The following is a 10,656-nucleotide window of genomic DNA, read 5'->3' as shown; positions in this document are numbered from 1 at the left end:
GATTATTACAAAGGAGTTCATGGCTATGAATACAGGATAAATGATGTGAAAAAGTAGACTGGGGACAGGGGAAGAAGATCCCCATACCCCAGCTTACTTTGGTACGTATGAACGGAGATGCACGAACTTAAAGGACGCCGTCAGGCGTTTTTCTTACCGTAATGCCGCTGAAAGCGGGGCCGATAATGGCAGCCAGCCCCACAAAGGTGCCGGTGAAGGCGACTTTTTTCCCTTGCTGGTCTTTCACCGTCGTATTGGCAGAGAAGGTGAAGGCGGCCGGAACAATCAATCCCGCGACAAAACCGTGAATGATGCGAACGGCGATCAACGCGGCGGGCCGGTCGACGAACTGATACAGCAGCAGGGCAACGCTCGATAGAATCAATCCCGCCATTAACATTTTGAAAGGCCCGACCTTGTCGGTTTTAATGCCGGATAGAACATTGCCCAGCGTATTAGCCAGCGAATACAACCCGATGACAAAGCCGGCGATAAACGGGGTGGCGCCGACGGAAGTCGCGAATGTACTCATGACCGGCAACTGCGAGAACAGATCGAAGAAAGAGAAAAATACGATACCGTATACGAGCAAGGAATAGTTAAACGGCCGTACATCGTATTTGGCTTGCGCCTTCTTCAGCTTTCCGTCCAACACAAAATTGGCGAACGGGACGAAGGCCGCGACAAGCGCTGCAACAGACCAAAGAATATTCCACTTTACTCGCAGCCCCGCATAAATGATGGCCAGCGCATACAGCATGAAGATCCCGCCGTGCAGGCTTCCGACAACCGTTACCGCTTTGTCTATCCCCCAAATATACTTCAAGGGCATAGCGATGCCAAGCAATACTAGTAATGAAATACCGTCAAAAATACCTGCTATACGCAACATATAGATTGGATGTGCCCGCACTTGTAATAACCCCTATCGATATATGGAATGGATGACTCTATTCTATCATTTTGCCGGACGTATCATGCATACCGTGCGAAGGGAAAATGTTAAAAATCCATTACAATTCCAACCTGCGATGTTCCGTCCGCTTGTTCCGAACTTCCAACGGTCGATACCAAAAATCATAATATAATCAACTTTTTACAGGAAAATATTCAATTCCTTTTGTTTCCATGCGCCTATAAAATGAAGTCACGCACAATACGGGGGGTGCAGCAAATGAACGAAGAGAATCAGCCGTCTAACGCGGCGGGGCCGCTCGTCCTGATGGAAGGGATCGAGAAACGCTTTCCCGGGGTTCATGCTCTCGACCAATGCCGGTTTGAATTGAAGGCAGGCGAAATCCATGCGCTGGTCGGGGAGAACGGAGCGGGCAAATCGACGCTAATGAAAATATTGACGGGCGTTTATCGGAAAGACGCCGGCCGCATCGTTTACAAAGGGAAGGAAGTTGACATTCCGAACACGAAGGCGGCGCAGCATTTAGGCATCGGCATCATTCATCAAGAACTGAATTTAATGCCGCATTTAACGGTGGCGCAAAATATGTATATCGGCCGCGAACCGCGCAAAGCGTTCAAGCTGTTTCTGGACGAAAAGGAATTGAACGCACGGGTTGAGACATTGTTGAAGAAAATGAATGTGCAGCTCGATCCCCGGATCAAAGTGTCCGAGTTAACGGTTGCCAAGCAGCAAATGGTCGAAATTGCGAAAGCGCTGTCATTCGATTCGGAAGTCCTCATTATGGATGAGCCTACGGCGGCGTTAACCGATGCGGAGATCGAAGAATTGTTTCGCATCATTCGGCAATTGCGCGAGAATGGCGTAGGGATTGTCTATATTTCGCATCGAATGGAAGAGTTGAAGCGCATTACGGACCGGATTACGGTGATGCGCGACGGCTGCTATATCGATACCGTACCGACGAAGGAAACTTCTATCGACAAGATTATCTCGATGATGGTAGGACGGCAAATTTATACGGATTCGAAGCCGGAGATCGAAGATCAGGCGCGGGAAACGGTTCTGGAAGTGAAACATTTGCATGCAGGCTCTACGCTCAAAGATATTAATTTCAAATTGCGCAAAGGGGAAATTCTGGGCTTTGCGGGGCTCATGGGCGCAGGACGCACGGAAGTGGCGCGGGCTATCTTCGGCGCAGATCCGATCGATTCCGGAGAAATTTATGTTCATGGAAACAAAGTGAAGATCAGAAATCCTCACGATGCGGTCCGGCAAGGAATCGGTTATTTATCCGAAGATCGGAAACGGTACGGCCTGATTGTGGATATGAACGTGAAAATAAACAATTCGATGGCGGCCATGAAGAAATTTACGATTTGGGGCTGGGTGAACAAAACGAAGATGCGCAAAACCGCCGCCCATTTTGCCGAAGCGTTGAAAGTGAAAACGCCGAGCGTCATGCAGAAGGTGAAATTTCTGTCCGGGGGCAACCAGCAGAAAGTCGTAATCGGAAAATGGTTGACGCGCGATTGCGATATTTTAATTTTTGACGAGCCTACGCGCGGGATCGACGTCGGCGCCAAAAGCGAAATTTATAAGCTGTTGATCGATTTGGTCGGGCAGGGAAAATCGCTTATCGTCATTTCGTCGGAATTGCCGGAAGTTCTCCGCCTCAGCCATCGCATTATCGTGATGTGCGAGGGAAGAATTACGGGAGAATTGGATAACAAAGAGGCTACCCAAGAAATGATTATGAAATATGCGACGATGCGTGAACCCGAGATGAATGAGCATGGTGTTATAAAGATATGAAATCGAGGTGTTCTTACGATGAAAACCGAAATAATTCCAAAACAGCAACCGTCCCTCAAAACAGGCGCGACACAGAAAATATTGGCTTTTGCCAGCTTGATCGTCCTCGTCGTCATCTTCTCCGTATCCTCCGGCAACTTTTTGCGTTTTGACAATATTATGGGCATTTTGCTGTCGACCGCTGTCATCGGAGTGCTCGCGCTAGGGTCCACCTTCGTCATTATTACCGGCGGTATCGACTTGTCGGTAGGAACGGTCATGACTTTCTCGTCGGTGATGGCCGGCGTTATCATTAATTTCTGGAATGTGCCGATGCCGTTCGGCATTATCGGCGGCATTGCGACAGGCGCCTTATGCGGATTAGTGAGCGGGCTTGCGGTAGCCAAAATGAAAATACCGCCGTTCATCGCGACGCTCGCCATGATGATGATCACGAAAGGCCTCTCGCTCGTCATATCCGGAGCGAAGCCGATTTATTTCAACGACACGCCGGCATTCAAGGAAATATCGACCGGATCCGTCATCGCCAAATACGTGATCCCGGGACTCGAAATTCCGAACGCCGTCATCATTTTCTTTGCCTTGGCGATTGTCGCCAGCGTCATCTTGTCCAAAACGATTATCGGAAGGTATAATTTCGCGCTCGGCAGCAACGAAGAAGCGACGCGGCTTTCCGGCGTCAACACGAAATATTGGAAAGTGGTTATCTATACGATTACGGGCATATTTTGCGGAATTGCCGGCATTATGATGGCTTCCCGTCTCAATTCCGCGCAACCGGCGCTGGGACAAGGATATGAATTGGAGGCGATCGCAGCCGTCGTCATCGGCGGAACGTCGCTGAGCGGAGGCCAAGGCTCGATTCTCGGCACCGTGATCGGAGCGCTGATCATGAGCGTGCTGACGAACGGCTTGCGCATTTTATCCGTGCCTCAGGAGTGGCAAACCGTCATTATCGGATTGGTCGTATTGCTCGCGGTATACGCGGATATTTTGCGGCGGCGCAAAAATTCGGTATAAACTCCCGTTATGCGGGAGCTTCATACAAAACAAAATCGATTGCAAAGGGGAACGGTGGAACATGAAAAAATCAAAGATGTTGTTGCTTTCCGTCATTTTGCTGCTGACGATGGCAGCGAGCGCATGCGGCTCCTCTTCCGGAACGGAAGGGCAACCGGCTTCAGGTCAGCAAAGCGAAGGCGGGCAGCAAACGAGCGACAAGAAATTGTACATTCCGGTCATTTCCAAAGGATTCCAGCATCAGTTCTGGCAAGCGGTGAAGCAGGGCGCCGAGAAAGCGGCGCAGGAATTAAACGTCGAGATTACTTTCGAAGGTCCCGAAAGCGAGTCCCAAGTAGACAAACAAATCGAGATGCTGCAAGCCGCGTTGGACAAAAAACCGGATGCGATCGCCTTTGCGGCTTTGGACAGCCAAGCGGCATTATCGTTGCTTGAGAAAGCGAAAGCGGCCAACATTCCGGTCGTCGGTTTCGACTCCGGCGTAGAGGGGGATATTCCGGTCACGACCGCCGCGACGGACAACATTGCCGCTTCCGCGCTGGCCGCCGACAAGATGGCGGAACTGATCGGCAATGAGGGCGAGATCGCCATGGTCGTTCACGACCAAACGAGCCGAACGGGCGTCGATCGCCGCGACGGTTTTAAAAACCGCATCGAACAAAACTATCCCAACATCAAAATCGTCGACATCCAATACGGCGGCGGCGACCAATTGAAATCGACGGACCTTGCCAAAGCGATCATGCAAGCGTACCCGAACTTGAAAGGTATCTTCGGATCCAATGAAGGTTCGGCTATCGGCGTCGTCAACGCGGTGAAGGAAATGAAAAAAGAAGGCCAGCTAGTCGTGATCGGATACGATTCCGGCAAACAGCAAACGGATGCCGTCCGCAGCGGGCTCATGGCCGGAGCGGTCACGCAAGATCCGATCGGCATCGGCTATTGGGCGGTGAAAGCGGCCGTGCAAGCGGTGAACGGAGAGCAGCTGGAGAAAACGATCGATACCGGTTTCCACTGGTATACGAAAGACAATATCGATTCCGATGAAATTAAGCCGCTGCTGTACGATTAGAAAAATGCTAGAATAAGACGAATTTACGAAGACCCTATTAGGAGACTAATTTCCTGACAGGGTCTTTTTGGGTTACCGATAACCTGGATACCGGCGCAAAAAGCAAGAATATTCGACATGCTTGTAGCTTCATAGATGATCATAAGAACGTTTGTCGAAAGTGTTGATATTGTTTTCGTTTTTTTATACTTTAGTTGTATTCCACACCTTGTCTAAACGATTGCAAAGTGTAACGATCCGCACTGCTTATAAAATAGTAAGGCAACTTCCCACCAGACACGTGTTACCGGCAACCCGGGCATGAGCGAAGAGAAGTTTATCTTATTTCCATATTGGAAAGGATGCGATCGAATGAAACGAAAAATCGTACTCATGCTGTTGGTCAGTCTCGTTTCCCCGTATATGATGTTATCCTCCTCATTGGCGGCGGATGCTCCGGAATTTCTCATTACCGCGGATAAGCAGAGTTTGAAAGCGGGAGAAACCGTTACGATGACGTTGAGCGGCAAAAACTTGAAAGATTTGTACGCCTATGAAGCGAAGTTTGACTATGATCCCGCCAAATTGGAATTGCAAGAATCGGAGTCGAAAATGAAAGGATTCTCGGTTTTTCCGATTAAGAAAGATCGGGAGATTACGGTAGCGCATACGAAAATAGGCAGTGTCGAGGGCGAGAAGGGAGACGTCCAGATCGGTACGCTTACCTTTAAAGCGAAGGGAGCCGGATCGTCCGAAGTCAAATGGACTGCGATGAAGGTCGTCGACCATAACTTGAAATCCGAAACATACGAGGTGAACCAATCCGTATCCGTAAGCGCTTCCGGCACGGCGGAGCCGCCTCAGCTCTCCTTCACAGACATTAAAGGGCACTGGGCGGAAGAGAAGATTATGGAAGCGGTCGGCAAAGGAATGATCGAAGGATTCCCTGACGGAACGTTCCGCCCTAACGATTCGATTACACGGGCGCAGTTTTCCGCGATATTGGCCAGAGCGTTGAAGCTGCAAGAAGAAGAGAATATGGCGTTTGCCGACTTGGATAAAATCCCGGCATGGGCGAAATCGGAAATCGCCAAAGCGGTGAAAGCGGGCATTATACAAGGATATGAGGACAACACGTTCCGGTCGGATCGCAATATTACGAGATCGGAAATTGCCGTGATGGTTGCGCGCGGCTTGAACCTGGAAGAAGGAGACGGCTCGGGATTAACTTTCGCGGATACCGGCAAAATTCCGGCATGGGCGAAAGGCTACGTGGAAGCCGCGGTAGAGAAAGGCGTCATTCAAGGCCGCGGCAACAATATGTTCGTTCCGGGCGCGAGCGCGACGAGAGCGGAAGCTACGGTGCTTGTGCTTCGAATGCTGGAATCCAAGTAAAGAGCGGAACAGGAGCTTGCGAGTCGGGGTACCGCCGCCAAACTCATTATAGAAGCACAAGGTAACAGCTGTGGGAGGAGACTATTCTCCTCCCTTTGCGCGTCGAGAAACGTGGAGCACAGCATATGCCGCGATCGGCCTGAGAATCCCCGGTTTTGTGAAGTGGCGGCAAAATAGAGCCGTCAAATCCACTAACTCGCCAAAACGGCGTTTGTGGACAAAATAAGGCGATTAGAGCCCAAATCCCCAATCGGTGTATGAAAGTTCGAATAAAATCGACTGGTTCGATCCGCACGCCGCACATAGTGTACGATTTTTCGCATACATCGTCCTTCTTCCCGCAATCGCTGCATTCCGTAGCATTCCTTTCCTTACAACGATCCAAAGAGACAAGCCACTTATTGGTACCATATTGAAATATTGTGTACAATTGTTTTATGATTAGACTTTAGAAAGAGAAACGCGGATCGGGAGAGATAACGACGTCGGGGATCGCGGAAAGATGCGTTCGCCTCGGCAATTATGTAAGCGCAACCAATATTGGGGGATGGTCGGTATATGTCGGATAAAAAATGGACGCTGCTCCTCGCAACACTTGTCATCGCGTTCATGTATTTGCTTATTCAATTTATGATCTCGACCTACGAGAATCAGGCGTTAATTCAGCATTTAAGCGAACATGAGACGGACCTGGGCTCCAAGCCGCATGTGATGCTCATTTCGCAGGAGCTCGACAATCCGTATTGGAGATTGATCGAGCAAGGGGCCAAGGATGCGGCGAATCAACTTGGCATGGCGCTGGAATACGTCGGGCCGCTCCGCATTAATACGGACGAGCAAACGACGCTGCTGGAGAAGGCGATCGCGGCCAAAGTCGATGCCATTATCGTTCAAGGCGTTCATAATATTATATATAAACGCCTGATCGATAAAGCGGTCGATCAAGGAATCGCGGTCATTACCGTCGACGCCGATTCGGCCGACAGCAAGCGTTACAGCTATGTCGGCACGGACAATATCGAATCGGGACGCAAACTGGGCGAGCTTGTCGTCGAAGCGGATAAGAAGTCGCCCCGTTCCGGCAATACGAATATCGGCATTATGATCGGCAGCAACCTGGCGGAAAATCAAATGCTGCGTCTGGAAGGGTTCCGGTCCGTTGTCAGCCAGCACCGCAATTTACGGATCGTCGACGTGCGCGTGTCCAACATTTCGCGGATCGAAGCGGCGCAGAAGGCGTCCGAAATGCTCTATATGCATCCCGAGATCGACATGATCGTCGGGATGAGCGCGTTGGATGCGGTCGGCATTTTGCAGGCCGTCAAAAACTCCGATCGCGACAATATCCGCATCTTCGGCTTTGACGATCTCGAAGAAACGAAACAGGCGATCGCCCGCGGGGAAATCGAAGCGACGATCGTGCAAAATCCTTACCGGATGGGATACGACGCCGTCACGCTGATTCACGACGCTTTGGAGGGCATTCAACCGCCGCCGGTTCATCTGATGGATATCGGGGTATTGGCCAAAGACGGCAACGGATGGAGTGACGGGCGATGAATATCCGTACGAAATTGTTCGTCTTCATCCCCGTCCTCGTTATTCTCGTCAGCGCGGTGACTTATTTTATTTACTATAGCAGCAAGACGATGCAGGAGAGCTATAATTTGATGATGGAACGGATTTTGCTGTACAAGCAAATCGCCCAGCAAACGCAGCAAAATCTGCGTACGTTAAGCAGCTATTTAATCGACCAGAAAGAGGAAACTTATCAAGCGTTATTGGAGCAAAATAACGAACTTCAATCGTTGAAACTCCATTTGGGCAAACAAGCGCGTACGGAAATGAATGTGACGTCCATCAAAAACTATGAAAATATGATCGAGTCTTTCCTGGAAAAAGAAGAGCAGGTACTGGAAGCGACCGATGTGCGCGGCTTGCAATCCTATGTCGCGTTGTATGAAGAAACCGAGAAAATCGCCGGTTTCATCCAAGACCACGGCCAGTCGCTGGTCGATCTCGAATTAAGCAATTATCAGCCGTATTACAAGCAAATTTTGTGGAATACGCAGCAGATGAACAATATCGGTCTCGCCTTGTTTGTCGTCAATATGCTGCTCAGCATCGTTTTTGTCATTTGGTTGTCCCGAAGCATCACCCGTCCGATTCATCTGCTCGTCCGAACGGCGAAGCAAATTTCCAAAGGCAATTTGCAAATTACGCCTCCCGTATTTCGTCGGGACGACGAGTTTCGCATTTTATCGGAAGCGTTCCATCAAATGTTAACGAACATTCGCAAGCTGATTGCGAAGGAAAGGGAACATTTGGAGCGGGACCGGCTCGTGAAGGAGTTGGAATTGAAAGCGCTCCAAAGCCAGATTAATCCCCATTTCCTGTTTAATACGCTCAATGCGCTCTCGAAGCTGGCCTTGATCGAAGGCGCGGAACGAACGAGCAATTTGACCATATCGGTATCCAATTTGCTGCGCTACAATTTGCGCAAATTGGATAAGCCGGTGACGCTGCGGGAGGAAGTCGACAATACGAAAGAATACTTCGCTATCCAACAAGCCCGTTTCCGGGATCGCATTCGCTTCGAGATGCATATCGAGGAAACGGCGATGGATCAACAAATTCCTTGTTTATCGCTGCAGCCGATTTTGGAAAATGCGTTTATACACGGGGTGGAAGGAATGGAAGAAGGAGCGGCGGTCAGCCTGTCCATTACGCGATCGGAGGATGAGGTGCTCGTGACGATCGCGGATAACGGCGCAGGCATGAGCGAAGAGGTGCGCAAGTCGCTGCTGGACCTCGGTTCGCCCGAACCGTTCCGCCCTTATATGGAACGGAAATCGACCGGACTCGGTTCGCGGAACGTATTCAAGCGGCTTCAACTTTTCTATGGGCGCAACGATATCGTCGAGTTGGAGAGCGAACCGGGCAAGGGAACGACGGTCAGGCTCCGATTACCGATGAAAGAGGGGGCAGACGCCAATGTATCGATTGTTAATCGCTGATGACGAAGCGTTGGAACGCGAAGGATTGGAATTGATTATTACCCGGGCCATGCCGGGCACGTTCGAAATCGTCCATGCGGACAACGGCCGCAAAGCGATTCAGCTTGCGGAACAATACCGGCCGGATATCGTGCTTATGGACATCAAAATGCCGGGCATTCAAGGTTTGGAGGCGTTGCAAGAGATTAGGGCGATGAACAGTCAAGTGAAGATGGCGCTTGTAACGGCATACGACTATTTCGCTTATGCGAAGCAAGCTTTAACGCTCGGCGCCAAAGATTATATCGTCAAACCGGCCAAGCAAGAGCAAATTATTGGCCTGATAACGAAGCTGGTGCAAGAATTGGACCAGGAGAGAAGCAAACGTTACATGGAGCTAAGTCTGCGCGATAAAGTATCGCAACTGCTGCCCCTGGTCGAGAACGAGTTGGCGATGATGCTGATGAACGATCAGGTGCTGGATTGGAATGTGGAGCAAATGGCCGAATTTGCCGAGTTTTCTCCCCAGCGCGGTTATGCGATCGTGATCGCTTTGCCGGATCGTTCCCATGATGGGGAACAAGGGAGCCGCTTGCAAAAGGAACGGGTCTATCAGACGGTGAAAAGCTTTATTGCTTTACAGCTGCCATGCATCGTCAGTCCGATCGTGCACGATCATATGGCGATCTTCGTCAGAATGGAGGCGGGCGCGATGTATTCCAAAGGTGAGACGATGTCATGGGGAGACCGTCTTCATCAATTGCTCTACGGTACGGAACATTTGCCGGTTCGAATCGGTTTCGGGTCGTTGAAGCACGGCATCCGCGCTTTGCGCGCCTCCTACTTGGAAGCGGTATGGGCCGCGAAATGCGGTATGACGGACGTTGTCCATTACGAAGATATTCCCGCCCCGTCGGTCGGCTCGGAACCGGAACGAATGGAGCGGCTTGCTTCCATTCGCAACGGTTTGGCGGATCAAAGCGCGGTCCAGGCCGTTATGCGGCAAGTGCGGAGCCGGCGGGAGCAGGAAGCGGGTTCCGTCATGGAACAGGCGAAAGCTTTCGTCCATGAGCATTTTCAAGACAACATATCGATGGAAGAGGTGGCGGAACAAGTTCATCTCAGCCCGTTTTATTTCAGCAAATTGTTTAAGCAGCATTTCGGGGAGACGTTCACGGATTATATTACGCAGCTTCGCATCGCGCACGCCCGCACATTGATTGAGCAGAGCAGGTTGTCGTTGAAGGAAATTTGTTTTGAGGTCGGGTATAAAGATCCGAATTACTTCAGTAGAGTCTTCAAAAAAGTGACGGGTGTCGCTCCGACGGAGTATCGCAATTACCATGTCAAATAAATGCGCTCAATACGCGGCCTGCCGGCAAAATCGGAACGTTCCGATTTTGCCGGCAGGTTTTTTCATGGATTTATATGCGATTTCCGATCGTATTAAAATGCTAGTTCGG

8 protein-coding genes are annotated in these 10,656 nt (G+C 50.4%); 7 read left to right on the top strand and 1 reads right to left on the bottom strand.

The genetic code is table 11. From position 1 onward, the window contains the following. Window positions 1-127 precede the first annotated feature (127 nt). Window positions 128-913: an MFS transporter gene (locus KQI79_RS02590; protein WP_367398126.1), complete on the bottom strand. Its 786-nt coding sequence runs from the start codon at window positions 911-913 to the stop codon at window positions 128-130. Window positions 914-1,174: 261 nt separating this feature from the next. Here KQI79_RS02590 and KQI79_RS02585 point away from each other — a divergent pair, with 261 nt between their 5' ends. The 7 genes from KQI79_RS02585 to KQI79_RS02555 all read left to right on the top strand — a co-directional run bounded on the left by KQI79_RS02585 (window position 1,175) and on the right by KQI79_RS02555 (window position 10,547). Continuing rightward, complete coding sequence (locus tag KQI79_RS02585) at window positions 1,175-2,731, top strand: sugar ABC transporter ATP-binding protein (RefSeq protein ID WP_216536655.1); 1,557 nt, start codon at window positions 1,175-1,177, stop codon at window positions 2,729-2,731. An 18-nt stretch (window positions 2,732-2,749) separates the two neighbouring features. Continuing rightward, on the top strand, window positions 2,750-3,751 hold the full coding sequence (locus KQI79_RS02580) for an ABC transporter permease (RefSeq protein ID WP_216536654.1): 1,002 nt from the start codon (window positions 2,750-2,752) through the stop codon (window positions 3,749-3,751). A gap of 61 nt (window positions 3,752-3,812) precedes the next feature. After that, window positions 3,813-4,823: an ABC transporter substrate-binding protein gene (locus KQI79_RS02575; RefSeq protein ID WP_216536653.1), complete on the top strand. Its 1,011-nt coding sequence runs from the start codon at window positions 3,813-3,815 to the stop codon at window positions 4,821-4,823. A 351-nt stretch (window positions 4,824-5,174) separates the two neighbouring features. Beyond that, window positions 5,175-6,197, top strand: a complete 1,023-nt coding sequence (locus tag KQI79_RS02570; protein WP_216536652.1) for an S-layer homology domain-containing protein — start codon at window positions 5,175-5,177, stop codon at window positions 6,195-6,197. A 558-nt stretch (window positions 6,198-6,755) separates the two neighbouring features. Then, a complete protein-coding gene (locus KQI79_RS02565) occupies window positions 6,756-7,757 on the top strand; it encodes a sugar-binding protein (protein WP_216536651.1) in 1,002 nt (333 codons plus the stop codon). After that, complete coding sequence (locus KQI79_RS02560; RefSeq protein ID WP_216536650.1) at window positions 7,754-9,214, top strand: sensor histidine kinase; 1,461 nt, start codon at window positions 7,754-7,756, stop codon at window positions 9,212-9,214. Before KQI79_RS02565 ends, KQI79_RS02560 begins: the two co-directional genes overlap by 4 nt. Continuing rightward, window positions 9,192-10,547 (top strand): response regulator transcription factor, encoded by a 1,356-nt coding sequence (locus KQI79_RS02555; protein ID WP_216536649.1) that lies wholly within the window; start codon window positions 9,192-9,194, stop codon window positions 10,545-10,547. The genes KQI79_RS02560 and KQI79_RS02555 overlap by 23 nt, the downstream gene beginning before the upstream one ends. The last annotated feature ends 109 nt before the right edge of the window (window positions 10,548-10,656 follow it).

Origin of the sequence: Paenibacillus sp. MSJ-34 (assembly GCF_018918005.1) — a bacterium.
Lineage (GTDB): Bacteria > Bacillota > Bacilli > Paenibacillales > Paenibacillaceae > MSJ-34.
Note: the sequence above shows the minus strand (reverse complement) of the source record. Positions and strands in the feature narration are given on the sequence as shown.